Origin of the sequence: Croceibacterium ferulae, from assembly GCF_003660445.1 — a bacterium.
Taxonomy (GTDB): domain Bacteria; phylum Pseudomonadota; class Alphaproteobacteria; order Sphingomonadales; family Sphingomonadaceae; genus Croceibacterium; species Croceibacterium ferulae.
In genome coordinates this window covers 1-24,160 of record NZ_QZVQ01000008.1, presented here as the reverse complement: position 1 = coordinate 24,160, position 24,160 = coordinate 1, and the positions used below count along the sequence as shown (strand labels likewise).

The 24,160-nt window shown below is 67.7% G+C and carries 19 protein-coding genes, 1 tRNA gene and 2 pseudogenes; 11 read left to right on the top strand and 11 right to left on the bottom strand.

The features are described 5' to 3' along the window. Positions 1 to 33 precede the first annotated feature (33 nt). From D5S08_RS10345 to galE, 5 genes are all read right to left on the bottom strand, one after another. On the bottom strand, positions 34 to 2,661 hold the full coding sequence (locus D5S08_RS10345; protein ID WP_121118233.1) for a TonB-dependent receptor plug domain-containing protein: 2,628 nt from the start codon (positions 2,659 to 2,661) through the stop codon (positions 34 to 36). A gap of 346 nt (positions 2,662 to 3,007) precedes the next feature. Next, entirely contained in the window at positions 3,008 to 3,133 is a 126-nt protein-coding gene (locus D5S08_RS17335) for a hypothetical protein (RefSeq protein ID WP_277750410.1), read from the bottom strand. Positions 3,134 to 3,989: 856 nt separating this feature from the next. Further along, complete coding sequence (locus D5S08_RS10340) at positions 3,990 to 4,607, bottom strand: HAD family hydrolase (protein ID WP_121118231.1); 618 nt, start codon at positions 4,605 to 4,607, stop codon at positions 3,990 to 3,992. 20 nt (positions 4,608 to 4,627) lie between these two features. Next, positions 4,628 to 4,753, bottom strand: coding sequence for a type B 50S ribosomal protein L36 (ykgO, locus tag D5S08_RS10335; RefSeq protein WP_003046794.1), 126 nt, complete (start codon positions 4,751 to 4,753; stop codon positions 4,628 to 4,630). A gap of 88 nt (positions 4,754 to 4,841) precedes the next feature. Further along, positions 4,842 to 5,849 (bottom strand): UDP-glucose 4-epimerase GalE, encoded by a 1,008-nt coding sequence (galE, locus tag D5S08_RS10330; RefSeq protein WP_121118229.1) that lies wholly within the window; start codon positions 5,847 to 5,849, stop codon positions 4,842 to 4,844. 98 nt (positions 5,850 to 5,947) lie between these two features. On the opposite strand from galE, the gene D5S08_RS10325 reads away from it, so the two are divergent. Next, positions 5,948 to 6,568 (top strand): DUF4136 domain-containing protein, encoded by a 621-nt coding sequence (locus D5S08_RS10325; RefSeq protein ID WP_126665534.1) that lies wholly within the window; start codon positions 5,948 to 5,950, stop codon positions 6,566 to 6,568. Further along, a complete protein-coding gene (locus D5S08_RS10320; protein ID WP_121118225.1) occupies positions 6,565 to 7,695 on the top strand; it encodes a M14 family metallopeptidase in 1,131 nt (376 codons plus the stop codon). Before D5S08_RS10325 ends, D5S08_RS10320 begins: the two co-directional genes overlap by 4 nt. 54 nt (positions 7,696 to 7,749) lie before the next feature. Here D5S08_RS10320 and ftsH read toward each other — a convergent pair whose 3' ends face one another. The 3 genes from ftsH to D5S08_RS10305 form a co-directional block, all read right to left on the bottom strand. Then, complete coding sequence (gene ftsH, locus D5S08_RS10315) at positions 7,750 to 9,723, bottom strand: ATP-dependent zinc metalloprotease FtsH (protein ID WP_121118223.1); 1,974 nt, start codon at positions 9,721 to 9,723, stop codon at positions 7,750 to 7,752. Positions 9,724 to 9,812: 89 nt separating this feature from the next. Further along, positions 9,813 to 11,414, bottom strand: coding sequence for a carboxyl transferase domain-containing protein (locus D5S08_RS10310; RefSeq protein WP_121118221.1), 1,602 nt, complete (start codon positions 11,412 to 11,414; stop codon positions 9,813 to 9,815). Beyond that, a complete protein-coding gene (locus D5S08_RS10305) occupies positions 11,411 to 12,571 on the bottom strand; it encodes an acyl-CoA dehydrogenase family protein (RefSeq protein ID WP_121118218.1) in 1,161 nt (386 codons plus the stop codon). Before D5S08_RS10305 ends, D5S08_RS10310 begins: the two co-directional genes overlap by 4 nt. Before the next feature lie 178 nt (positions 12,572 to 12,749). Here D5S08_RS10305 and D5S08_RS10300 point away from each other — a divergent pair, with 178 nt between their 5' ends. From D5S08_RS10300 to D5S08_RS10280, 5 genes are all read left to right on the top strand, one after another. Next, positions 12,750 to 14,198 carry a sensor histidine kinase gene (locus tag D5S08_RS10300; RefSeq protein WP_121118216.1) on the top strand — a complete coding sequence of 483 codons (1,449 nt, stop codon included), beginning with the start codon at positions 12,750 to 12,752 and terminating at the stop codon, positions 14,196 to 14,198. A gap of 130 nt (positions 14,199 to 14,328) precedes the next feature. Then, positions 14,329 to 14,991, top strand: a complete 663-nt coding sequence (locus D5S08_RS10295) for a serine O-acetyltransferase (RefSeq protein WP_121118214.1) — start codon at positions 14,329 to 14,331, stop codon at positions 14,989 to 14,991. A gap of 80 nt (positions 14,992 to 15,071) precedes the next feature. Next, positions 15,072 to 15,818, top strand: a complete 747-nt coding sequence (locus D5S08_RS10290; RefSeq protein ID WP_121118212.1) for an ATP-binding cassette domain-containing protein — start codon at positions 15,072 to 15,074, stop codon at positions 15,816 to 15,818. Positions 15,819 to 15,829: 11 nt separating this feature from the next. Further along, complete coding sequence (locus D5S08_RS10285) at positions 15,830 to 17,356, top strand: ABC transporter permease/substrate-binding protein (RefSeq protein ID WP_175578923.1); 1,527 nt, start codon at positions 15,830 to 15,832, stop codon at positions 17,354 to 17,356. A 186-nt stretch (positions 17,357 to 17,542) separates the two neighbouring features. Next, positions 17,543 to 18,613, top strand: a complete 1,071-nt coding sequence (locus D5S08_RS10280) for a ribonucleotide-diphosphate reductase subunit beta (RefSeq protein ID WP_121118208.1) — start codon at positions 17,543 to 17,545, stop codon at positions 18,611 to 18,613. Positions 18,614 to 18,662: 49 nt separating this feature from the next. Here D5S08_RS10280 and D5S08_RS10275 read toward each other — a convergent pair whose 3' ends face one another. Both D5S08_RS10275 and D5S08_RS10270 read right to left on the bottom strand, forming a co-directional pair. Then, on the bottom strand, positions 18,663 to 21,281 hold the full coding sequence (locus tag D5S08_RS10275; RefSeq protein WP_121118206.1) for an AAA family ATPase: 2,619 nt from the start codon (positions 21,279 to 21,281) through the stop codon (positions 18,663 to 18,665). Then, entirely contained in the window at positions 21,278 to 22,402 is a 1,125-nt protein-coding gene (locus tag D5S08_RS10270) for a metallophosphoesterase family protein (RefSeq protein ID WP_121118204.1), read from the bottom strand. Before D5S08_RS10270 ends, D5S08_RS10275 begins: the two co-directional genes overlap by 4 nt. A 242-nt stretch (positions 22,403 to 22,644) precedes the next feature. On the opposite strand from D5S08_RS10270, the gene D5S08_RS10265 reads away from it, so the two are divergent. Together D5S08_RS10265 and D5S08_RS17135 are read left to right on the top strand one after the other, a co-directional pair. Next, positions 22,645 to 22,735: transfer RNA gene (locus D5S08_RS10265), tRNA-Ser, on the top strand. 24 nt (positions 22,736 to 22,759) lie between these two features. Beyond that, entirely contained in the window at positions 22,760 to 22,930 is a 171-nt protein-coding gene (locus tag D5S08_RS17135; RefSeq protein WP_241557342.1) for a hypothetical protein, read from the top strand. Between the two features lie 175 nt (positions 22,931 to 23,105). Here the strand turns inward: D5S08_RS17135 and D5S08_RS16625 are convergent, their stop codons facing one another. Continuing rightward, complete coding sequence (locus D5S08_RS16625) at positions 23,106 to 23,294, bottom strand: hypothetical protein (RefSeq protein WP_145963204.1); 189 nt, start codon at positions 23,292 to 23,294, stop codon at positions 23,106 to 23,108. On the opposite strand from D5S08_RS16625, the pseudogene bioB reads away from it, so the two are divergent. Together bioB and D5S08_RS17130 are read left to right on the top strand one after the other, a co-directional pair. After that, positions 23,250 to 23,984 (top strand): annotated as a pseudogene (bioB, locus tag D5S08_RS10250) (biotin synthase BioB); the annotation flags it as partial. The gene D5S08_RS16625 and the pseudogene bioB sit on opposite strands and share 45 nt — an antisense overlap. Before the next feature lie 45 nt (positions 23,985 to 24,029). Further along, positions 24,030 to 24,160, top strand: a pseudogene (locus D5S08_RS17130) (flavin reductase family protein); the annotation flags it as partial.

The following is a 24,160-nucleotide window of genomic DNA, read 5'->3' as shown; positions in this document are numbered from 1 at the left end:
GCCCCGCCCTTCCCTGTTCCATGCCCCGCCAGTCTAGAAGCTGGCGCCCAGGCGGACATACCAGAACCCGCCCAGATAGCCGATCGGGGACGCATCGTTGTAGATGCGCCCGCTGCCCTGCGCGCCCGTCTGCGTGTAGATGTTGCGCAGTTCCCGGTCCGGATACTGGTCGAACAGGTTCTCCACGCCCACCGCCAGGCGGAAGCGTTCGGCCAGGGTGGCGCCCACTTCCAGGTCGAAGGTGAACTCGTCCCCGAAGGTCTGCACCGTCGGACCGGTCGCCACCACGCTGTCATAGGTGGTGATCTCCCCCGAATAGTTCAGCCGCCCGGTGACATACCAGGCATCCGCATCGAAGGTGGTGGCCAGCACCGCGCGGAATTCCGGTGTCAGCCCTTCGATGTTGAGCCCGCGCTGCGCCGTGATGGCGGCCGGGCGGGTGATGTCGATCACCTTGCTCTTGTTGTAATTGCCCGCCAGCGAGGTGTTGAGACTGCCGAAGCCGAGGGCGGTCCGGTGGGTCAGCACCGCGTCCACCCCCTGAGTCCGGGTGGCGAAGCCGTTGGTGAAGTAGTTCACCTGCCCCAGGTCGAACGCATTGCCGACACCCAGGTCGAACAAGGCCTGCTGCTGCGCCGCGGTGACGTTGAACGGCGAGGTGATGGCGATGCGATCGGTCACCTTGATGTTGTAATAGTCCACCGTCAGGTTCAGCCGGCTGCTGGGCGAGATGACCACCCCGCCCGAGAAGCTGACCGATTCCTCCGGCGTCAGCGCTTCGGAACCGAAGAAGCGGCCCGTCACGCTGTCCGGCGTCACCGTGGCGGTGGCGACCGGCACGGTGCTGCCATTGGGGAAGCCGGTCTGCACGTTGGAGGTGAAGGACTGCCCCGGGGTCGGCGCGCGGAAGCCGGTCGACACATTGCCGCGAACGGCGATCGCATCGGTAAAGGCATAGCGTGCGCTGACCTTCCCGTTCACGGTGGAGCCGAAGTCCGAGAAGTGATCGAACCGCCCGGCGATGCCCAGCGTGAACGCCTCCACGATGTCCGTTTCCAGGTCGATATAGGCCGAATAGCTGTTGCGAGAGCCATCCGCGACCGACGCCGGGCCGTAGCCGGGAAAGCCGTTGGCGCCCACCGCCGCCGTCGCCTGGAACCGCGTGCCGTCCGCCCGCTGCACCGTCTGCGTGGCATAGGGCCCGATCGCCCAGGACGCCTCGTCCCCCTGCCCGACCACATAGGTCTCGCGCCGGAACTCCAGCCCGGCGGCGATGTTCAGCGGGCTGGCGAAGCCGACCTCCAGCGGATAGCTGGCATCGAAGTTGAAGTTGGTTTCGCGCTGTTCCAGGAAGCCCAGGTAGAAGTCGGTCGGCGATTGCGGGCCGAGCGACGGGTTCAGCGTCTCGTTCATGTTGTACCGGATGCGGTCGCGTCCGGTGGCGGCGCTGAAGTCGAACCGCATGCCGAACGATGTCTCGCCGCGATAGCCGATCACGCCAGAGATATCCTCGTTGGTGGACATGAACAGCGGGACGAAGCCTTCCGGGAACAGCGAGCTGGCCTCGAAGGTGTTGCCCGTCGCGCTGTAGACCGGCGCGCCGGCGGCCGTCTGCAGGCCGGGGATCGTGTCGAGATAGATGGTGCCGACCGACTTGCCGAAGGTCTGCGGCCCGGCCTGGGTTGCGCCGGGGAAGGCCACCACGCCCGGCACGGTCACCGCGATCGGGCGGCGATAGTTGAAGTCAACCTCCTGATCGGAATAGCCGTAATTGCCGAAGAAGTAGAGCTCGGTATCCGCATCGACCGGAATGGCCGAGTTGATGACCACGCGATAGGATGTGTTTTCCGGCTGGCCATAACGCGTCGGCGGGAACGGCACGTCCACGCCCAAATCGCGCAGGGCGGCGGAATCGGGCCGGTCGCGGGCACGGTTGAACAGGCCCTGGTCGATGAACTCGCCGGAGATGTTGAAGAAACCCTCCCCCAGCTTGAAGCCGGCATTGGCCGACAGCTGCAGGTCTTCCCCGTCGCCTTCGTAGCTCTGCCCATAGCGCGCGTTCAGCTCCAGCCCGTCATCATCGTCACGCAGGCCCAGATTGATCACGCCGGCGATCGCGTCCGACCCATATTGCGCGGCCGCACCGTCTCGCAGCACCTCGACCCGGCTGAGCGCCACGGAAGGGATCTGCGACAGGTCAGGCCCCTGCGAGCCGGAGGACAGTGAGTCCCCCGCCACCTGCACCAGCGCGCTGCGATGCATGCGCTTGCCGTTGATCAGCACCAGGATCTGGTCTGGCGGAAGGCCGCGCAGGGTGGGCGGGCGGACGAAGGAGGCCCCGTCGGCGCCGGCGTTGCGCTGCTGGTTGAAGGACGGGACCAGGTTGCGCAGGATGGTCTGCAGGTTGGGGCTGGGCTGCGTTGCCAGGTCCTGCGCGGTGAACACGTCCACCGGCACGGCGGATTCTGTTAACGTGCGGTCGGTCCGGCGGGTGCCGGTGACGATGATGGATTCCTGATCAAGCTCTTCCCCGTACATGGAGGAACCGCCGGCGGAGGCGTCCCCCGCCGCCTGCGCCATGGCCGGAACGGCCATGACCTGCGGCACAACGCCCAGTGCCGCTGCAAGTGCGGCACGGGATACCAGGTGCATCGACTTCATTCAGCTTACCCCCCGAGTTGCGATCTCTCGGGCACCCCTCACTCACATGGCGGCCGGGTGACTGTGCGTTGGCGATACTCCGATCGCCGGAGGCTCACCTGCCAGACCCTGTTCCGTTCCGAACACAAGTTACGAACATGCTACTAAAGTGCAAACGATAATCTCGCTTTGCTGTGACTAAGCGCAAGGGGTTTGCATTTATGTCGCATCTTACGGGAGATACGTTTGCTCCAGCCATGCACCACGAGGAACAATGGCGGGAAGGAGCAGGCGCCCTTCCGCCCCTCCGGGCGGGGCGAAAAGGCGCCGTGGCGGAGCGGCGGAGCGGCGGAGCGGCGGCCATTCGTCAGCCGACGTCCTCCACCGTCACTTCCAGAAGGTTGTAGACCTGGCCCAGGTTCTGCACCCGCAGCCGGTAGGTGCGGCAACCATCGCCATCCTCCACGCCGGTGTCGAAGGCAAAAAGGCGCAAGGCACCGTTACGATGCCTGCCGCTGCCGCCACGCACTGTGTCGGTGTCAGGTGCCGGTGTCACCGGTTCGCCTGGACCGGCGCGCCCGTCGGCCACTCCGCGTCAGCCCGCAGCGCTGCCCTCGCCTCTTCCGTGATTGTGTAGACGGCCTACCGCTGCGCCCCGCGGTTTGCGTGATCGATGCGGCAGCCCTGGCAATGCCGCCGCACCAGCCCGGCGCAACGGATCACGCAGGCATTCGCATCAGCGGCATGGAGGCATTGCGACATTTTCTCAGCGTACGGATCGATCGGCTTGATCGCAGCAGGCGTACTCGGGTCTGCAAGTCGCCACCTCCGAGCAATCCTGTTCGACAAGACTGCGAGACAAACTGGTCGCTGGCGTGACACCAGGATCGCACGATTTTTGTCCGGGAGAAGATCGATATTCACGGCTTCGGCCCATGGACGATGAAGGCCGGCATGCAGCACGTCGCTCCGCCGTTTGATCTGTTGACCCGATGGTCACGTTGCGAGTTCATCTGGACGACGTTCCGGCCATAAACGCACCGCTTTTGATCGCACCCGGTTCCAACACGCGCGGACGTATTCCGTTCGATGAAATCGAGGGGGTGGTCCTACGATGCAGAACTGAGGTTTGCGTCGCTCAAGCAGGAGACGTGTGGCTCTATGCTACCCCAATCCTGCATGCGTCGGAGGCCGCTGAGGCACCTGCACACTGACGGGTTCTACAGCTCGACTTCGCGGCTGAAGACCTTTTTGATGGCTTGGAGTGGCTCGGCGTCTCACGGCTGCTTTCAGGCGCGATGCGGCACCGCTTGAATGACCGGATTGGGGCGTAAGCCACCATCTGCCCCTCAGCCCAGCAGCCCCTCTGCCACCAGCCGCTGTTCCAGCCCCTCCGCACCGGTGAACAGGTGCGTGTGCCAGCCGCGGGCAGCGGCGGCGGCGATGTTTTCGGGCTTGTCGTCGGTGAACAGCAGCGCGTCCGCCGGCAGGCCGAAGCGGCGGTCGGCAATGGCGTAGATGGCGGGGTCGGGCTTGATGCAGCGCTCGTCGCCGGACACGACGATGTCGCGGAACAGGTCCAGCAGCGGCTGCGTGGCGCGATATTGCGCGAAGAACTCGGTGCCGAAATTGGTCAGGGCGAACAGCGGCACGTCGCCTTCATGCAGCCGTTGCAGCAGCGCGAAGCTGCCGGGCACGTCTCCGGGGATCGATCCCACGAAACGATCGCGATAGGCGTCGAGCAGCGCGGCATGGTCGGGATATTCCGCCTGCCGCGCCGGCACCATGTCTGCCAGCATGACACCCGCGTCATGCTGCGTGTGCCAGTCTTCCGTGACCACATTGGCCAGGAACCAGTCGAGTTGCGCCGGATCGTGGATCAGCGGCGCAAACAGGTGGCGCAGGTCCCATTCGATCAGGACCCGGCCGATATCGAACACGACTGCCTGCGGCTTGCCGGCGGTCATGTCCGAAACCCCTTGGCTGATCAGCCCTGGCGGGCCTTGAAGCGGCGGTTGGTCTTGTTGATCACATAGGTGCGGCCGCGACGACGGATCACGCGGTTATCGCGGTGACGGTCCTTGAGCGACTTCAGGCTGTTGCGGATCTTCATGGGTTCTTCCAACAAAACAAAAGGCACCGAAACCAGCCCGGTGCCTGCATATCACAGGCGGTGCCGTTAAATAGGGCGCGGCCATGAGTCAAGCATCGGGGCGCAGTTCGGCCAGCTTGCGCTCCCACGCCAAGGCGTGCGTCACGATCTCCTCCAGCCGGTCATGCCGCGGCTGCCACGGCAGCGTCGCCTTGATCCGGCCGGGGTCGGAGACCAGCGAATCCGGGTCGCCCGCACGGCGCGGGCTCAGCACCCGCTCGATCCGCATGTTGGTCACCCGGTCCACCGCATCCAGCACCTCCAGCACGGAGAAGCCCCTGCCATAGCCGCAATTCATCGTCAGCGACCGCTCCGGCTCCGCCAGCAGCGCATCCAGCGCCAGCACATGCGCGTTCGCCAGGTCGCTGACATGGATGTAGTCGCGCACGCCCGTGCCGTCGGGCGTGGCATAGTCCGTGCCGAACACGCCCACATTCTGGCGCTTGCCCAGTGCCGCCTCGACCGCGACCTTGATCAGGTGGGTGGCGCCGGCGGTGGACTGACCGCTGCGCCCCTGCGGATCGGCGCCGGCCACGTTGAAGTAACGCAGCACGCAATAGTTCAGCGGATGGGCGGCGGCGGTGTCGGCCAGCATCTGCTCCGTCATCAGCTTGGACCAGCCATAGGGGTTGATCGGCCGCTTCGGGCTGTCCTCCGCAATGGGTGAGCTTTCCGGGATGCCATAGGTTGCCGCGGTGCTGCTGAAGATGAAATGCGGCACGCCCGCATCCACCGCCGCCTGCATCAGCGCCCGGCTCTTCACCGTGTTGTTGCCGTAGTACTTCAGCGGGTCGCTGACCGATTCGGGCACGATGATCGATCCGGCAAAGTGCATGATCGCCCGGATGCCCTGCTCTGCGAAGATGCGCGCAAGCAGGTCAGCATCGGCGATGTCGCCCCGGTAGAAGGTCACGCCTTCAGGCACGGCGAAGCGGAAGCCGGTGGACAGATTGTCGATCACCGTCACGGGCCAGCCACGGTCGCGCAGCGCCAGCACGGCATGGCTGCCGATATAGCCGGCGCCGCCGGTCACCAGAACAGGGATGGGATCGCTCATGCTGTGCCCCTTCGGCCGCCTCTATTGACGGTGATTGCTGCACTGCACCAAATCGCATCGGTAATGCAACTGGTCGCGGCGGCCTGTGTTGTACCGTCATGAGAACTCCCGCACTCGTCTCCGCCGCCCTCGCCGCCCTGCTGCTGTCGGCCTGCACCACCCCCGCCTATGTCTCTCCGGTGGAGGTCACGCGCTTCACCGGGTCGGCGCCCGCGCAGCTCGGCCGCGGGCCGATCGCCGTGACGGCGGCTCCGGGCGACACGGGCGCGGATTCGCTGGAGTTCAGCCTGTATCGCAACGCCGTCGCAGCCGAGTTGGGGCGCATCGGCTACAATGTGGTGGGCGGCAGCGGCGGCGGCGCGCAGGTGGCGGAAATCGCGCTGGAGCGCGGCGTCCAGGCACCGCTGGTGCCGGGCGGACGTAGCCCGGTCAGCGTGGGAGTGGGCGGCGGCACCGGCGGGTTCGGCTCCGGCCTGGGCGTCGGGGTCGGCATCAATCTGGGCGGTGGCGGCAACCGCGCCACGGAGGAACTGTATCGCCAGTTGCGGGTGACGATCCGCAGCACCAACAGCACCACCCCCTTGTGGGAGGGCCGCGCGAACTTCAGCGCCAGCACCAACAGCGACTATGCCGGCGAACAGGCCGCGGCCGGGCGACTGGCACAGGCGCTGTTCGCAGGGTTTCCCGGCGAGTCAGGAGCGACTATCGAGGTGAAATGAACGCAATCCACATCGACGCCGCCTTCGACAGCGGCAATATCGAGGTCGTCGGCATCGACGGCACCACTGCCACCCTGACGGTTCGGCGCGACCACCAGTCCGAGTTCTTCCAGTGGTTCCACTTCCGTGTCGCGGGCGAGGCCGGGCAGGCCCTGACGCTGCGCATCACCGGCCTGAACGCCTCCGCCTATCCCGGCGGCTGGCCCGACTACAATGCGGCGGTGTCGGATGACCGGCAGTTCTGGGGCCGAGCGGACAGCAGCTGGGATGCGGGCGAGGATGGCGGGACGCTGACCATCCGCTACACCCTGTCGAACGATCTTGCCTGGTTCGCCTATTTCGCCCCCTACTCGCTGGAACGGCATCAAGATCTGGTGGCGGATACTGCCGGGTGCGAAGGCGTGACCTATCGCTGTCTCGGCCAAAGCCTGGAAGGCCGGGCGATCGACTGCCTGGTGATGGGCGAAGGCGACATCCCCGTCTGGCTGTTCGCGCGGCAGCATCCGGGCGAAAGCATGGCCGAATGGTGGATGGAAGGCGCGCTGGAGATGTTGTGCGACCCGGCCGACCCGGTGGCACGCGTGCTGCGGCAGAGGTGCCGCATCCATGTGGTGCCGAACTGCAATCCGGACGGGTCGGTGCGCGGGCACCTGCGCACCAATGCGGCCGGCGTGAACCTCAACCGCGAATGGCACGAGCCGACTGCGGAACGCTCGCCCGAGGTGCTGGCCGTTCGTAACGCGATGGATGCGAGCGGCGTGCGCTTCGCCATGGACGTGCACGGGGACGAGGCGATCGCCGCCAACTTCATGGCCGGCTATGATGGCGTGCCCAGCTGGACCGACCAGCTGGGGGCGGAATATGACCGCTATTGCGCGATCCTGGACCGGCGCAGCCCCGACTTCCAGACGAAGATCGGCTATCCCAAAACGCCGGCAGGCAAGGCCAACCTGTCCATGAGCACCAACCAGCTGGCGGAACGCTTCGGCGCCTGCGCGATGACGCTGGAAATGCCGTTCAAGGACAATGCGGACTTGCCGGACCCGGTGCAGGGCTGGAGCCCGGAACGCTCCAAGCATCTGGCACGCGATTGCCTGGCCGCGCTGGCCGAGTGGCTGGACAGCTGAAGCCGTCACAGCGCCACGAGAAAGGGGCGGTGTCACCACCGCCCCTCATCGCCTTCAGATCCCCTGCGGCGCCGCATCGCCGCTGAACTTGCGGCCAGCCTTGGGAATGGCGGAACCGCGTACCGGCTGCACCGGCGACGGGCCGCTCGGCTGGTCGGGCCGGTCGATGCGGCCGCCTTCCAGCAGCTGGCGGATCTCGTCACCGGTCAGCGTCTCGTACTCCAGCAGGGCCTGGGCCAGCAGCTGCAGCTGATCCTCGTGATCGGTCAGCAGCTGGCGGGCGCGGCTGTGACCGGCTTCGACGAGGTTGCGGATTTCCTCGTCGATCAGCTTGTTCGTCTCGGCCCCGGCCATGGTGCGGTTGGTGCCGCCCATGCCCAGATAACCTTCCTGCTGATCCTCATATTGCAGCGGCCCCAGCTTGTCGCTCATGCCCCACTTGGTGACCATGTTGCGAGCCAGGCTGGTGGCGTACTGGATATCGCTGGAGGCGCCGCTCGACACCTTGTCGTGTCCAAAGACGATTTCCTCCGCGACACGGCCGCCCATGCTGACCGCCAGATTGGCGTGCATCTTGTCGCGGTGGTACGAATAATTGTCCCGTTCCGGCAGGCGCATCACCATGCCCAGCGCACGGCCGCGCGGGATGATGGTGGCCTTGTGGATCGGGTCGGACGCGGGCTCGTGCACGGCGACGATGGCATGGCCCGCCTCGTGATAGGCGGTCATCTTCTTCTCGTCGTCGGTCATCACCATGGAGCGGCGCTCCGCCCCCATCATGACCTTGTCCTTGGCCTCCTCGAACTCGGCCATGGCGACCAGCCGCTTGTTGCGGCGGGCGGCCAGCAGCGCGGCCTCGTTCACCAGGTTGGCGAGGTCCGCGCCGGAGAAGCCGGGCGTACCGCGCGCAATGGTGCGGGAGTTCACGTCGGGTGCCAGCGGCACCTTCTTCATGTGCACGGCCAGGATCTTCTCGCGCCCGTCGATGTCCGGCACGGATACGACCACCTGCCGGTCGAACCGGCCCGGGCGCAGCAGCGCGGGGTCGAGCACGTCGGGCCGGTTGGTGGCGGCGATGATGATGATGCCTTCATTCGCCTCGAAGCCGTCCATCTCGACCAGCAGCTGGTTCAGCGTCTGCTCGCGCTCGTCATTCGAATTGCCGAGCCCGTGGCCACGATGGCGACCAACCGCATCGATCTCGTCGATGAAGACGATGCACGGGGCGTTCTTCTTGGCCTGTTCGAACATGTCGCGCACGCGGCTGGCGCCGACGCCCACGAACATCTCCACGAAGTCGGAGCCGGAGATGGTGAAGAACGGCACGCGCGCCTCACCCGCGATGGCGCGGGCCAGCAGCGTCTTGCCGGTGCCGGGCGAGCCGACCAGCAGCGCGCCCTTGGGGATCTGGCCGCCCAGCTTGCTGAAGCGCTGCGGATCCTTCAGGAACTCCACGATCTCCTGCAGTTCCTCGCGTGCTTCGTCGATGCCGGCAACGTCGTCGAAGGTGACGCGGCCCTGCTTCTCGGTCAGCAGCTTGGCCTTGGACTTGCCGAAGCCCATCGCCCCGCCGGCACCGCCACCCTTCTGCACCTGACGCAGCGCGAAGAACGCGACCGCCAGGATCAGCAGGAACGGCAGCGTCTGCACCAGGATGTACAGCAGCAGGTTGCCCTCTTCCGGCGCGGTGCCGGCATAGCTGACATTGTTGTCGTCCAGCAGCGTGGTCAGTTCCGTGTCGTTGGGCACGGGCACGGTGGAGAAGCTGGCGCCGTTGCTCAGCTTGCCGGTGATCCGGTCCGGCGCGATCTGCACCTCCGTCACGTCACCATTGGCAACCTGTTCGCGGAAATCGGAATAGCGCAGCTGCGTGCCGGCATTGTTGGGCGAGCCGTTGAACATGGACACGACCAGCAGCAATGCCAGGAAGATGCCGCCCCAGATCAGCAGGCTTTTGACCCACGGATTGCCGCCGCCGCCCCCATTGGGGCCGCTGCCGCTGCTGTCCGGATCGCGATTGGTGCTCATGAAGAATCCTCGAAAGGGTAGTATCCAACATGTAGGCGGCGCCCGGTGAATGGCAAGCGAACGGCTGCCGATGCCTTCCCGGCTGCGCGTTACATGCGGAACACGCCGAAGCGCGGTGTCTCCGGGATCGGCGCCTCCAGGCAGGCGGACAGCGCCAGGCCCAGCACGTCGCGGCTCTGCGCAGGGTCGATCACGCCATCGTCCCACAGGCGGGCGGTGGCGTACCAGGGGTTGCCCTCCGCCTCGTATTTGTCGCGGATCGGGGCCTTGAACGCTTCCAGCTCCTCCGCCGTCCAGCTGTCGGCATCGCGGTGCACGGTAGCGAGCACACTGGCGGCCTGTTCGCCCCCCATCACGCTGATGCGGGCATTGGGCCAGGTGAACAGGAACCGCGGGGAGTAGGCCCGCCCGCACATGCCGTAATTGCCAGCACCGAAGCTGCCGCCGATTACCAGCGTGATCTTGGGCACCTGCGCCGTCGCCACCGCCGTCACCAGCTTGGCCCCGTGACGGGCGATGCCCTCCGCCTCGTACCGGCCGCCGACCATGAAGCCGGACACGTTCTGCAGGAACAGCAGCGGGATGCCGCGCTGGCAGGCCAGCTCGATGAAATGTGCGCCCTTGGTGGCGGATTCGCTGAACAGCACGCCATTATTGGCCAGGATAGCGACCGGCATACCCCAGATATGCGCAAAGCCGCACACCAGCGTGGTGCCGTACAGCGCCTTGAACTCGTGGAACTGCGATCCGTCCACCAGCCGGCCGATCACCTCCCGCACATCATAGGGCGCGCGCACATCCTCCGGGATCAGCGCGTACAGCTCCTCCGGATCGAGCACGGGCGGGCGCGGCTCGGCCAGTTCCAGCATGGCGCCGGGGCGCTGCGGCAGGTGGCTGACGATGTCGCGTAGGATGGTGATGGCGTGATCGTCATTCTGCGCCAGATGGTCCACCACGCCGGACTTGCGCGCATGCAGGTCACCGCCGCCCAGCTCCTCCGCCGTGATCTTCTCGCCCGTGGCGGCCTCCACCAGCGGCGGGCCGGCCAGGAACACGGTGCCCTGATTGGCGACGATCACGCTTTCGTCGCTCATCGCCGGGACATAGGCGCCGCCGGCGGTGCAATTGCCCATGACGCAGGCGATCTGCGGGATGCCCGCAGCACTCATCCGCGCCTGGTTGTAGAAGATGCGCCCGAAATGGTCGCGGTCGGGGAACACCTCCGCCTGATGCGGCAGGTTGGCCCCGCCGCTGTCGACCAGATAGATGCACGGCAGGCGGTTCGCCTCCGCGATCTCCTGCGCCCGCAGGTGCTTCTTCACCGTCAGCGGATAATAGGTGCCGCCCTTCACCGTCGCATCATTGGCGGCGATCATCGCCAGCCGGCCGGATACGCGGCCGATGCCGGCGACGATGCCCGCACCGGGCACCTCGTCCCCATACATCCCGCCCGCCGCCAGCTGGCCGATCTCCAGAAAGGGCGAACCGGGGTCGAGCAGCCTCTCCACCCGCTCCCGCGGCAGCAGCTTGCCGCGCGCCTGATGGCGGGCGCGCGAAGCCTCCCCGCCGCCAAGCGCCGCCTGCGCCACCCGCTCCCGCAGTTCCGCCGCCAGCGCGCGGTTGTGCGCGGCGCGGGCCTGCGCCTCCGGGCTGGTGGCGTCGAGCTTGCTGGAGATCGTCGGCGCGGTCATGCGCCGATCAGTTCCCGTCCGATCAGCATCCGGCGAATCTCGTTCGTGCCGGCGCCGATGTCCAGCAGCTTGGCATCGCGCAGGTAGCGTTCCACCGGGAAGTCGAGCGTGTAGCCCGCCCCGCCCAGCGCCTGGATCGCCTCGCCCGCCACGCGGAAGGCGTTCTCGCTCGCCAGCAGGATCGCGCCCGCAGCGTCGAAGCGGGTGACATTGTTGTTGGTGCAGGCCCGGGCCACGGCATAGGTGTAGGCGCGCGCCGATTGCAGCGCGACATACATGTCCGCCACCTTGGCCTGCATCAGCTGGAACGTGCCGACGGGCTTGCCGAACTGCTTGCGTTCGCGGACATAAGGGATGACCACGTCCAGGCAGGCCTGCATGATGCCCAGCTGCACGCCCGCCAGCAGCGCGCGTTCGTAGTCCAGCCCGCTCATCAGCACGGCCACGCCGCCGCCGACCTCGCCCAGCACATTGGCGTCGGGGATCACGCAGCCATCGAACAGCAGCTCGGACGTGGGCGAGCCGCGCATGCCCAGCTTCTCGATCTTCTGCCCGACGGAAAAGCCGGCCATGCCGCGCTCCACGATGAAGGCGGTGATGCCGCGCGGGCCCGCATCGGCATCGGTCTTGGCATAGACCACCAGCACATCGGCGACAGGGCCGTTGGTGATCCAGAACTTGTGCCCATCCAGCTTCCAGCCGCCATCGACGCGGTTGGCGGCCAGCTTCATGGACACGACGTCGGACCCGGCGCCGACCTCGCTCATCGCCAGTGCGCCGACCTGATCGCCGGCGATCAGCGGCGGCAACAGGCGGGCCTTCTGCTCCGCATTGCCCCAGCGCGCGATCTGGTTGATCGCCAGGTTGGAATGGACGCCATAGCTGAGGCCGACGGAGGCGCTGGCCCGGCTGATCTCCTCGATGGCGATGACATGTTCCAGATAACCCATGCCCAGACCGCCATCTTCCGGTGCGACGGTCAGGCCGTGCAGGCCCATTTCACCCATCAGGGGCCACAGCTCCGCCGGGAACTGGTCCTTCCGGTCCGTCCGTTCGGCAAGCGGGGCGACCACCTCGTCCGCGAAGCGGGCAACGCTGTCCTGGATGGTGGACGCGTCGTCGGACAGCGCCCAGTCGAACGTGGGGGTCGCTCGCATGATTGGCATTCCTCTCGCAATTTTCTTTATGCCGCGCATTATAGCGTTGCGCACGCCCAATGCCAGTGCCGCCGCATTTGACTTTCGCCCCGCCAGGCAATCTGTTAGGCAAGGTCCGGAGCACAGCACCTTGAAAACACCGCAATCTGAATCGTGGCCGTCGGCCCTGCCCGCAGCGATGGGCGAAGAGGAGCGGCTGGCCGAGGTTGCTTCCTTTGGCAGCGACGCCCTGACCGGAGACGAGGACCTGGACGCCATCGTGCGCTTCGCCGCGCAATTGTGCGAGACCCCCATATCGCTGGTCAGCCTGGTCAAGGCCGACACGCAGGTCTTCCTGGCGCGCACCGGCCTGCCGGTGTCGCAGACACCGCGCGCTCAGTCCTTCTGCGCCCATGCCATGCATCAGCGGCAGGTGATGCAGGTACCCGACGCGACAACGGATGCCCGCTTCTTCGACAACGGGCTGGTGACTGGCGCGCCGAACATCCGCTTCTATGCCGGCCATCCGCTGGTGAGTGACGACGGCGCTCCGCTGGGATCGCTGTGCGTGATCGACAGCACCGCCCGGCCGCAGGGCCTGACCCGGTTCCAGCAGGACGGACTGGCCGTGCTGGCGCGCGCCGTCATGCGCCGCCTGAATGCCCGGCGGGACGAGATGCGGGCCGTGCTGCAGCTGGAACGGCGTGAATTCCTGGTTCGCGCGCTGGCCGACAGCGTGCCGGCTCTGGTCTGGTCCGCCGATGCGGACGGCAATTTCGACTATTTCAACCGGCAGATGCAGGAGTTCACCGGACTCACCACGCTGACCGCCAGCTCCGCCATCCACCCGGATGACCTGGCCGACTGCAAGGCTCGGTGGGCGGAGTCGATCCGCACGGGCGCGCCTTACGAGATCGAGCATCGCACGCGCCGGCACGATGGCGAATATCGCTGGGTCGTTTCCCGCGCGGCGCCGGTGCGGGACGACAATGGCCGCATCGTGCGCTGGTTCGGTACCGCGACCGATATCGACACGATGCATCGCCAGTCCGAGGACAACGATCTGCTGGCCCGTGAATTGTCGCACCGGATCAAGAACATCTTTGCGGTGGTCGCAGGCCTCATATCGCTCTCCGCACGCAAGCAGCCGGAACACAAAGGCTTTGCGGATGAACTGACCGGCACGATCCGGGCGCTGGGCCGGGCGCATGATTATGTCCGCCCGACCGGCGCGGATCATCGCAACAGCCTGTTGGGCCTGCTGGGTGACCTGTTCGATCCCTACAGCTCCGCCGGCCAGAAGCGCGTGCGCGTGGTGGGTGATGACGCGGCCATTGCCGCCCGGGCGGCCACGCCCCTGGCGCTGGTGTTCCACGAACTGGCGACGAACTCCGCCAAATATGGCGCGTTGGGTGCGGATGAAGGCATCGTGCACCTGACGATCGACGATCAGGGTGACACGCTGCTGCTCCGCTGGACCGAAACGGGCGGACCGCCGGCGCAGGCCGACGGACGGATCGACGGTTTCGGATCGCGATTGGTGGAAATGAGCATCACCGGCCAGCTGGGCGGCAGCTGGGAACGGCGATTTGAGCCGGGCGGCCTGGTGTGCGAGCTGATCGTGGCGAAATCCTGCATCACCCCTTGATCGTCCCACGGCAGGCCACATCCGGCCTGTCGCCCGTTGTCCCACATCCGGTCATCGCCATTGGGCGACTTCCAGAGACGTCCGTCCTCGCTACGCTCGGCAGTGTATACGAGGGGGAAGACTGCTCAGCATGACACAAGCCGCATTGCGCCAGCCTATCGCGCTGGCCGAGCCAGCCGCGCACGAGCCAGACGCGTCCATCGCGCACAGCACGCTGGACGCGGACATGCATCGCCGCCTGTGCCGCGCCGGTGCCGGCACCCTGCTGCGCCTGTTCCTGACCGATCGGGCATTCCGCCCGCTGGTGACGCTGCGGCTGTTCCATCGCCTGCGCGGAACCCGGATCGGGCGACTGGTACATCCGCTGCTGGCCGTCGCTCACAAGCTGCTGTGCCAGATGGCGGCGATCGACCTGCCGATGAAGACGGCGATCGGGCCCGGCCTGGCCATCATGCATGGCTGGAGCCTGGTGGTGAGCCATGGCGCGGTGATCGGCCGCAACGTGACGCTGTTCCACGGCGTGACGATCGGTCAGGGCGACCGGATCGACGCCGATGGCCGGCGGGTGACGGCCTATCCGGTGATCGAGGATGATGTCTGGATCGGACCGGGTGCGGTGATCGTCGGCGACGTCCGCATAGGCGCCGGCAGCCGCATCATGGCGCATGCCATCGTGATCGAAGACGTGCCGCCGCGTTCCATGGTCGCCGCCGGAGGCGCGCGGATCGTGCGCGAGAACTGCACGCCCGACGTGCTGAACCCTGCGCCTCTCCCGAACCGCGCCCGCGCCTGACACTCTCCGCCCGGTGGCTTTCCGCAGCCCGGACGGCTAGGCTGCGCCCGATGGTGGCAAATGGTCGGAGCGGGAATGCGATGCTGCGCTTCGATGGGGTGAGCAAGACCTACGGCGACAGTGCCGCGGTGGATGGGGTGACGCTGGACTTTGCACCGGGTGCTTTCGTGGCCCTGGTCGGTGCCTCCGGATCGGGCAAGTCGACCCTGCTGCGCACCGTCAATCGCCTGGCCGAACCGACCGCTGGGCGCGTGTTGCTGGACGAACAGGATGTCGCGGCCCTGCCATCCGTGGCGCTGCGCCGGCAGGTCGGCTTCGTGTTCCAGGCGATCGGCCTGTTCCCGCATCTGACCGTGGCGGAGAATATCACAATCGGCCCGCGCATCCAGGGCATGCCCATCGCAGCGGGCCGCGTGGCGGAACTGCTCGATCTGGTGCAGCTGCCGGCGGAGCTGGCCACCCGGATGCCCGCGCAGCTGTCGGGCGGACAGCAGCAGCGGGTCGGTATCGCCCGCGCCCTGGCCACCAGCCCGCCCTTGCTGCTGCTAGACGAGCCGTTCGGCGCGCTCGACCCGGTCACCCGCGACGCGCTGGGCCGGCAGGTGCGCGCCCTGCATGACGAACTGGCGCTGACCACCGTGCTGGTGACGCATGACATGGCGGAGGCGCTGCTGCTGTGCGACCGGGTCGTGGTGCTGGATCGCGGGCGGGTGGTCGCGGACGAGACTCCCGCATCCTTGCTGGACGGGGCGGGCGGGCCGAAGGCGCAGGCGCTGGTGGCGGTGCCGCGCGATCAGGCCCGCCGCCTGGCGGGGGTGCAGCAGTGAACGGCGTGCTGATGGCCCTGGGCACTCTTGGCCCCGCCACGGCGGCGCATGTGGTGCTGGTGGCGGCGGCGTTGCTGCTGGGGATCGCGCTGGCCCTGCCGCTGGCGATCTGGGCGGGCCGGTCGCCCCATGTGGCGCGGGTGGCGCTGGGGTTTGCCGGGCTGGTGCAGACGATCCCTGCCCTCGCCTTGCTGGCGCTGTTCTTTCCCGTGCTGCTGGCGCTGCGCCCGGTCCTGGGCGAAGGATTGCCGACGCTGGGCTTCCTGCCCGCCTTGCTGGCGCTGGCGCTGTATGCGCTGCTGCCGATCCTGCGCAATGCGGTGACCGCGCTGGCGCAGCTCGACCGCGGCGTGCTGGAGGCGGCGGATGCGCTGGGATTGACGCGCTGGCAGCGGCTGCGGCTGGTGGAGGCGCCGCTGGTCGCGCCATTCGTCATGGCCGGCATCCGCACCGCCGCCGTCTGGACGGTCGGCGCGGCAACGCTCGCCACCACGATCGGGCAGCAGAGCCTGGGCGATCCGATCTTCGCCGGGCTGCAGGTGCAGGACTGGTCGCTGGTGCTGGCCGGCTGCATCGCATCGGCCGCGCTGGCGCTGACCGCCGATGCGCTGTTCGGCATGGTGGAGCGCGGCCTGGCCACCCGGCGCGCAGGCCTGGTGTGGACCGCGCTGGCGCTGCTCGCCGCCGGCCTCGCCGCCGCGCTGGTGGCGCCACGCATCGGCGCGGAGCGGGGCGAGGTGGTGACGATCGGCGCCAAGAACTTTTCCGAACAATACATCCTGGCCCGGCTGGTCGGGCGGCGGCTGGAAGCGGCGGGCTATCGCGTTAGCTACCGCGAAGGGCTGGGCTCGGCGGTGATCCATCGGGCGCTGACTAGCGGAGGGATCGACCTGTATGTCGATTACGGCGGCACGCTGTGGGCCAACGAGATGAAGCGGGAAGGCAATCCGCCGGCCGCGCAGATGAATCGGGAAATTGCCGCGTGGGAACAGGACACCAGCGGTACGCTGGTGCTGGGCGCGCTCGGGTTCGAGAACGCCTATGCGTTCGCCATGCGCCAGCCGCGGGCGCGCGAGCTGGGCGTCACCTCGCTGGAGGATCTGGCGCGGGTGGCGCCGCAGGTGACGATCGGCAGCGACCTGGAATTCTTCCGCCGGCCCGAATGGAGCGCGGTGAACGAGGCGTATGGCCTGGGCGCGGCGCGCCGCCGCACCTTTGCGCCGACCTTCATGTATGACGCGCTGGCCGGCGGGGAGGCTGACGTGATCAGCGCCTTTTCGTCCGACGGGCGGATCGCGGCGGACGATCTGCTGGTGCTGGACGATCCGGCGAACGCCTTGCCGGCCTATGATGCGCTGCTGCTGGTCACGCCCGACCGCGCGCAGGACCCGCGCCTGCTGGCCGCGCTGCGCCCGCTGGTGGGGGCGATCGGGGTCGGGGCGATGCAGCAGGCGAACTATTCGGTCGATCGCACGGCGGATAAGCGCAGCCCGGCGCAGGCAGCGGAATGGCTGGACGGGCGGATCGCAGGGCGGTGAAACCGTCCACCGAATTGTCCACACCGTAGGGCGCACCCGGGGTTCGCGCCGGGTAATGGTCAGCCTATCCTGCGTACGACTCACGAATATGACGTCAACCACAAGATGTTGTTGCATCGGCCGGCCCCGCCACATTAGGTGGTGCAAACCGCCCACCCTTTCGACGCACACCACAAGGCTTGCCCCATGTCCCTTCTTGAATCCCGTAAGACCTACAAGCCGTTCGAATATCCGTGGGCCTACGACTTCTGGAAGCGCCAGCAGCAGCTGCACTGGCTGCCGGAAGAGGTGCCGCTGGGCGAGGATTGCCGGGACTGGGCGCAGAAGCTGTCCGATCATGAGCGCAACCTGCTGACGCAGATCTTCCGCTTCTTCACGCAGGCCGATGTCGAGGTGCAGGATTGCTACCACGAGAAGTATGGCCGGGTGTTCAAGCCGACCGAGATCAAGATGATGCTGACGGCGTTCAGCAACATGGAAACGGTCCACATCGCGGCCTACAGCCACCTGCTTGACACGATCGGCATGCCGGAAAGCGAATATGGCGCCTTCCTCGATTATGACGAGATGCGCGACAAGCATGACTACATGCAGAAGTTCGGCGTCGACAATGACGAGGATATCGCCCGCACGCTGGCCATGTTCGGCGGCTTCACCGAAGGCGTGCAGCTGTTCGCCAGCTTCGCCATGCTGATGAACTTCCCGCGCTTCAACAAGATGAAGGGTATGGGGCAGATCGTCAGCTGGTCCGTGCGCGACGAAAGCCTGCATTGCGAAGGCATCACCCGCATGTTCCACGCCTTCACGCAGGAACGCGACTGCCTGACCAAGGCGGTGAAGGACGACATCGCCGATGTGTGCCAGACCACCATCCGGCTGGAGGACGCCTTCATTGACCTCGCCTTCGAGATGGGGCCGGTGCAGGGCATGACGCCCAAGGAGATCAAGAAGTACATCCGCTACATCGCGGACTGGCGCCTGACCCAGCTGGGCCTGAAGCCGATCTACCTGATCGACGAGCATCCCCTGCCCTGGCTGACCCCGCTGCTGAACGGCGTGGAGCACGCCAACTTCTTCGAGCAGCGGGCCACCGAATATTCCAAGGCCGCGACGCGCGGCAACTGGAACGAGGTGTGGTCCAGCTTCGACCAGCGGCAGAAGGCCAAGGCCGCCAACGAAGTGGAGGACGCTGTCCTGGCGAACGCAGAAGAGGATCTGGGCCTGTTCGGCCGCGCCGGGATGCAGGCGGCGGAGTAAGATGCCTGTCGCCCCGGCTGCCTGAAACAGGCGGCCGGGGCGGTGATCATCAGACGGCGGTCAGCTGCACCCGGTTGCCGCCCATGCCGCGGAACGCGCGTTCGCGGCAGGTCAGCACGATGACCTGCATGGTCCCGGCCACCTCCTCCAGCAGGTCGATCATGGCATCCAGCCTGAGATCGTCCGACCAGACCAGCGGATCGTCCAGCACCAGCGACACCGGCTGCCCCTGCTCCCCCAGCAGTTCCGCGAAGGCGACGCGCGACAGCACGGCCAGCTGTTCCTGCGTGCCCTTGGACAGATGCTCGCAGCCCTCCTCCACCCCGTCGCGGCGGATGGCATGCAGGTTCAGCGCGGCATCGAAACTGGGCGCGCAGCCCGGCAGGATGCGCCCGATATGGCGCGCGGCGCGCTTGGCCACCGGGCCGATCACCTGCTGGCTCAGCTCCTCCCGCGCACTGTCCAGCACGTCGCGCAGCAGGCGCACCGTCTCGGCTTCCAGCGTCAGCCGATCCAGCAGGGCCTTGGCAGCATCCATCTCGCCACGCGCGATATCGCGCCGCTCGCCGACCCCCTTCTCGCCCTCCAGCGTGACCGTGGTCTCCAGCCCGGCAATGACGCGCTCCAGCTCGCCCCGGCGGGCCTCTGCCGCGGCGCGCGTGCGATTGGCGCGCTCGATCTGGCGGGTGATCGCCCCCTCGTCGCTGCCTTCCGCGGCACGGCCTGCCTGGGCATGGGCCAACACCGCCTCCGCCTCGGCCTGATTGGCGGCGGCGAAGCGCGCGGGCAGGTCGGTGCAGTCGGCAGCGATGGCCGTCAGCTCCTCGGATGTGCGGTCGAGTTCGGTCTGGGCCTTCGCCTGTGCGACCGCCAGCCGGCCATCGGCGGTGGCGGCCTCCTCCAGCGCCGATTGCGCGGCGGCGGCGCGGTCGTCCGCCCGGGTGAGCGCCTGCTCCGCCTGGTCGAGCGCCAGCGCCAGTGCCGGCACATCCGGGGCCGGCGCGCTGTCCGGCTCCATGACGGCAGCATCGGCCAGCAACAGCTTCAGCGCCTTCGGCCCGGCGGCAAGGTCCAGCAGCGGGTCCGCCGGGGTCTCGGCGGTGATCTGCGCCGCCAGTGCCCGCACCTCCCCTGCCGCCTCCCGTGCGACACGATCACGCTCGCGCAATGCCGGCAGGTTGGCCGCATCATGCTGCGCCAGCAGCGCCGCATGACGGGCCCGCGCATCGGCCAGCCGCGCCTCCGCTCCGGCCAGGCTGGCCGGCGGACGCAACCACAAGGTCCGCCCCTCACCCAGATCGAGCCGCATCTCCCGCGTCAGCAGCCATTCGCCTGCCGGCACCGGTGCGCCGTCGGCCAGCAGCGGCGGATTGCCTTCATATTCGATCCGGGCGGCACCGGCGTCCAGCGCCGCCTGCGCCTGCACGATCGCGCCCTCCAATTCGGCGAGTTCATCCAGCACGCTGCGCTCAACCGCCTGCCCGGCGTGCTCCTTCAGCGTGGCTTGTTCGGCCTCCAACGTCCGCAGCGAGTCGAGCCGGTCGGCCGCACGGCGCAGGGCTTCGGCCCGCTGGTGAGCGGCGGCTCGGGCCTGCCCCTCGGACAGCGCCTGCCGCGCCGCATCGCGGGCGGTGCGCGCCTCGGCCCGGGCGGTGTTCTCCGTGGAGAGCCGGTCGCGCATCGTGGCCAGGATGGCGCCCTGCCCCTGCCGTTCCGCCTGCACCCGCGCCAGATCGGCGCGGTGCCGTTGCTCGGCCTCGACCAGCCGCGCCTGCCGCTCGGCCAGCTTCTGCAGCCCCTCCCGCTCCGCCGTGGTGCGCGCCAGCCGCTGGTCGGCGGTGGCGAGCAGTTGCCCGGCGGCCCGTGCGCGTTCGAGCTGCGTGGTCAGGTCTGCCCGGCGGGCCGTCTCCTCGGGATCGGCCAATTCGGCCTGCACCAGCCGCAGTTCCTCGCGCCGGCGCTCCAGCTCGTCGAATGCACCTTCCAGCCGGCCATGCAGCGCCACCGCCTCCGCCAGCGCCGTCTCCGCCGCGGCCAGGTCGTCCGCCGCCTGCTTCAGCTCGCCGGTGGGCCGGCCGGTCTTCGTCAGCCAGCGATTGCAGTCCTTGTCGACCTGCGCACGTACGCGATCGAACGCGGCGGAACCGAGCAGCGCGCCCGCCTCCTCCTGCAAGGCCCCGCCCAGCCCGCTGCGCAATTGCTCGCCAGGTGTGGCCGGGGCCAGCCCGTCCGCCTGGGGCACCCACAGCAGGCCCAGCGCACCCAACGTGTCCGCGTTCAACTTCGTCGATTGCTGCCCAAAGCCGAGCAGCTCCTGCAGGTGGTGCTCCGCCGCCTCGCCCTGCCAGCGCCCGCCGGGCCCGGACAGGTCGACCCGCGCGCTCTTGAGGAACCGCTTGGCCAGCGCATAGCCGGCACCATCGACCGTGAAGTCCAGCTCCACCTCCGGCGCGACATCGTCACCGAAAGGCTGCAGGCTGCGGACCGGCCCGGCGGTGGATTTGTGCCGCAGGAACAATGCCGCGCGCATCGCTTCCATCAGCGTGGACTTGCCCGTCTCGTTCGGCGCGACCACCAGGTTCAGCCCGGGGGCGAGGCCGGCGATCTCGTGCCGGGTGCGGAACTTGCGGACGTTTTCCAGGGCCACGCGGCGCACGATCATGCTCATTGTCCATCTCCCGCGCGGGCTGCTTCCACAAACAGCCGCTCCAGCGCGCGGCGGGCCAGCGCGGCATCGCTGCCGCCCGCCTCGATCCGCTCGTGCAGTAAGGCGGCGGCGCGGCCCAGCATGCCCTCACGTTGCAGGGTGGCGAGATCCTCCGGCGTGGGGCTGGCGACCAGCCCGCCTTCACGCAGGTCCAGATGACGCAGGCGGTGGGCGAGGTCATCCACCAGCGCGTCGCGGATCGCCAGCCGGTCCGCCATGGTGACCATGCCCGCCAGCGTCAGCCGCAGCAGCGCGTTGCCCGCATCCGCTGTCGCCAGCAGGCGGGCAAGCTCGGCCTGCAGGTCGCCCGCATTGTCGATCCGCCAGTCACGCTGCAGCCACCGGAACCGGCCCGTGCGCACCCGTTCCACCTGCGGCGCGGCACCGGGCGCCAGCGTCACGGCCAGGCACTGACCGGGATCGTCCCGCTCGAACCGGTCGGGCTCAGGCGTGCCGGCATACCAGGTACGATCGTCCACCTGCAGCGCGCCATGCCAGTCCCCCAGCGCCAGGTAATCCAGCGCGGATTTGCGGGCACGATCGGGCGGGAGCAGGTTGTTGGCCTCTCCCCGCGATCCGAAATCTCGGATGGAGCCATGCGCCAGCCCGATCCGCAAGGCGCCGGCAGGTGTCTCCATCCGGTCGAACGCCTCCGTCGGATCGTCCACATTGTGCCGGTGCAGCAGCGGCGCGGGCAGCAGCCATGCGCCGGGCTCCAGTTCCTGCGGCACCGCCTCCAGCAGGCAGGTTATGCGCGCCTGCGGGAAGCGGGTGGCCCAGTGCCGGACCCGATCCCACAGCCCGCCATTGCGTGCCGAATCATGATTGCCGGGCAGCAGCCACCAATGGCACGGATGCGCGGCCATCGCCTGCACCGCCTGACCGATCGTGCGTTCGGCCGGATGCTCGGTATCGAACACGTCGCCCGCGACAAGCACATGCGCCGCTCCATGTTCCGTTGCGGCACGACCGATCGCGCCGATCGCCTCGAACCGTGCCTGGTCCAGCACGTTACGGGTTTCGACCGGGAAGCTGGCGAAGGGCTTGCCCAGCTGCCAGTCGGCGGTGTGGATGAAACGCATCGAATCGGGTTCCTGATTGGCTGAACTGCCGGGGCAACCTGCACAGCGGCTGCGACAGGACCGGTCGGAACGATCGGCCATCCGGTGGCCGCTGTCATCCCGTAGACGAAGCTGACAGGCCGGTATCAACAGAAAACACGCCCAATCGTCTCCTGGCGGCCAATGATGGCTGTGATGTGGTGCACCAACCAGCAAGGGGCGCTTGATAGGTGCGGCAGCCCTCGTTATAGGCCGCCGCTTCCGGAGACGTGGGTGAGTGGCTGAAACCAGTTCCCTGCTAAGGAACCGTACTCTATCCGGGTACCGAGGGTTCGAATCCCTCCGTCTCCGCCACTAGGCGATCCGAGCTGATCGGGGATGATCCATGCCCGTCCGGCTGCACTTGGATCGTGGACGCCTGGAGCGAGAACGCCACCGTTCTTCCTGACGCAGGCGCTGCTGCCAGTGATGGCCGATGGCGGCCACATCGTGAATGTCGCCAGCGCCACCAGCCGGGTCGCGGCCGCCGGTGTTGCGCCAGTGGAGTGATTATCGCCACGATCACGCGGGATATCCGCCAGCTGGCTCCCGAACAAGGCGACGTGCTTGCCGACCTTGTGATCACCGTCATGCGGGGGCTGTCCGCTGCGGCCTTCACGGGCATGGAGTCGGCAAGGCTGCGCGCCGCTGCCCGCGCACGCAGGGGCGATGTTCGCAACCAGTCTCAGTGTCGGACCGGGCGGATGATCCGGGGTGAGCCGTCGAGCGAGGCACTGGCTGCCGGTGCTTCGCTTTCCCCCGGGATCGTTGGACGGCCTGTGCAGATCGCGACATAGGCGCCGGGAATGATCAAAGCGGAGCACCAAATGATCCGCGCGCCGTGCTGCAGGCGGCGGCGCAGGCAAAGGATCATGGATCGACCCGTTTCTGCATGGGCGCGGCCTGGCGCAACCCCAGGGACAGGGACATGCCCACGCTGATCGAGATGGTGCGCGGCGTGCGGGCGATGGGGCTGGAAACCTGCATGACCCTGGGCATGCTGACGCCGCAGCAGGCGCGGACATTGGGCGAGGCGGGTCTCGACTATTACAACCACAATATCGACACGAGCCCGGAGAACTACGCCAACGTGATCTCGACCCGCTCCTTCGCCGAGCGGCTGGAGACCCTGGACAATGTCCGCGAGGCCGGGATCAATGTGTGCTGCGGCGGGATCGTCGGCATGGGCGAGACGCGCGCGGACCGGATCGGCTTCATCCACGCGCTCGCCACCATGCCCGAGCCGCCCGAAAGCGTCCCGATCAACGCGCTGGTGCCGGTGCGCGGGACCGTGCTGGGGGACATGCTGGCGGACACGCCCCTGGCGCAGATCGACGATATCGAGTTCGTCCGGACCGTGGCCGTCGCGCGCATCACCATGCCGACCAGCATCGTCCGCCTCTCCGCCGGCCGCGAAAGCATGAGCGAGGCCACGCAGGCCTTGTGCTTCCTGGCAGGTGCGGGCTCTATCTTCACCGGTGACAAGCTGCTGACCACCGGCAATCGGGGCGAGGATTCCGACGCCGCGCTGTTTGCGAAGCTGGGACTGCGCCCGGGTGCGTAGTCGAGTATACCACTTGGCCTTACAGAATGGCGGCTGGGATAGCGGATGACGGATTACCACTTCTATGAGCCCAGACACGGGCACGGGCTGCCGCATGACCCCTTGAACGCGATGGTCGCACCGCGTCCGATCGGCTGGATGTCGACGGTGAGCGCCGGGGGCGTACGCAATCTGGC

Excerpts from the sequence above, each read along its gene's own strand:
- D5S08_RS10300 (WP_121118216.1), top strand. The coding sequence starts at position 12,750 with ATGGGCGAAGAGGAGCGGCTGGCCGAGGTTGCTTCCTTTGGCAGCGAC.
- ftsH (WP_121118223.1), bottom strand. The coding sequence starts at position 9,723 with ATGAGCACCAATCGCGATCCGGACAGCAGCGGCAGCGGCCCCAATGGG.
- D5S08_RS10320 (WP_121118225.1), top strand. The coding sequence starts at position 6,565 with ATGAACGCAATCCACATCGACGCCGCCTTCGACAGCGGCAATATCGAG.
- galE (WP_121118229.1), bottom strand. The coding sequence starts at position 5,849 with ATGAGCGATCCCATCCCTGTTCTGGTGACCGGCGGCGCCGGCTATATC.
- ykgO (WP_003046794.1), bottom strand. The coding sequence starts at position 4,753 with ATGAAGATCCGCAACAGCCTGAAGTCGCTCAAGGACCGTCACCGCGAT.
- D5S08_RS10270 (WP_121118204.1), bottom strand. The coding sequence starts at position 22,402 with ATGCGTTTCATCCACACCGCCGACTGGCAGCTGGGCAAGCCCTTCGCC.
- D5S08_RS10345 (WP_121118233.1), bottom strand. The coding sequence starts at position 2,661 with ATGAAGTCGATGCACCTGGTATCCCGTGCCGCACTTGCAGCGGCACTG.
- D5S08_RS10290 (WP_121118212.1), top strand. The coding sequence starts at position 15,072 with ATGCTGCGCTTCGATGGGGTGAGCAAGACCTACGGCGACAGTGCCGCG.
- D5S08_RS10280 (WP_121118208.1), top strand. The coding sequence starts at position 17,543 with ATGTCCCTTCTTGAATCCCGTAAGACCTACAAGCCGTTCGAATATCCG.
- D5S08_RS10275 (WP_121118206.1), bottom strand. The coding sequence starts at position 21,281 with ATGAGCATGATCGTGCGCCGCGTGGCCCTGGAAAACGTCCGCAAGTTC.
- D5S08_RS10310 (WP_121118221.1), bottom strand. The coding sequence starts at position 11,414 with ATGACCGCGCCGACGATCTCCAGCAAGCTCGACGCCACCAGCCCGGAG.
- D5S08_RS10325 (WP_126665534.1), top strand. The coding sequence starts at position 5,948 with ATGAGAACTCCCGCACTCGTCTCCGCCGCCCTCGCCGCCCTGCTGCTG.
- D5S08_RS10305 (WP_121118218.1), bottom strand. The coding sequence starts at position 12,571 with ATGCGAGCGACCCCCACGTTCGACTGGGCGCTGTCCGACGACGCGTCC.
- D5S08_RS10340 (WP_121118231.1), bottom strand. The coding sequence starts at position 4,607 with ATGACCGCCGGCAAGCCGCAGGCAGTCGTGTTCGATATCGGCCGGGTC.
- D5S08_RS16625 (WP_145963204.1), bottom strand. The coding sequence starts at position 23,294 with ATGATCCTTTGCCTGCGCCGCCGCCTGCAGCACGGCGCGCGGATCATT.
- D5S08_RS17135 (WP_241557342.1), top strand. The coding sequence starts at position 22,760 with ATGATCCATGCCCGTCCGGCTGCACTTGGATCGTGGACGCCTGGAGCG.
- D5S08_RS10285 (WP_175578923.1), top strand. The coding sequence starts at position 15,830 with ATGGCCCTGGGCACTCTTGGCCCCGCCACGGCGGCGCATGTGGTGCTG.
- D5S08_RS10295 (WP_121118214.1), top strand. The coding sequence starts at position 14,329 with ATGACACAAGCCGCATTGCGCCAGCCTATCGCGCTGGCCGAGCCAGCC.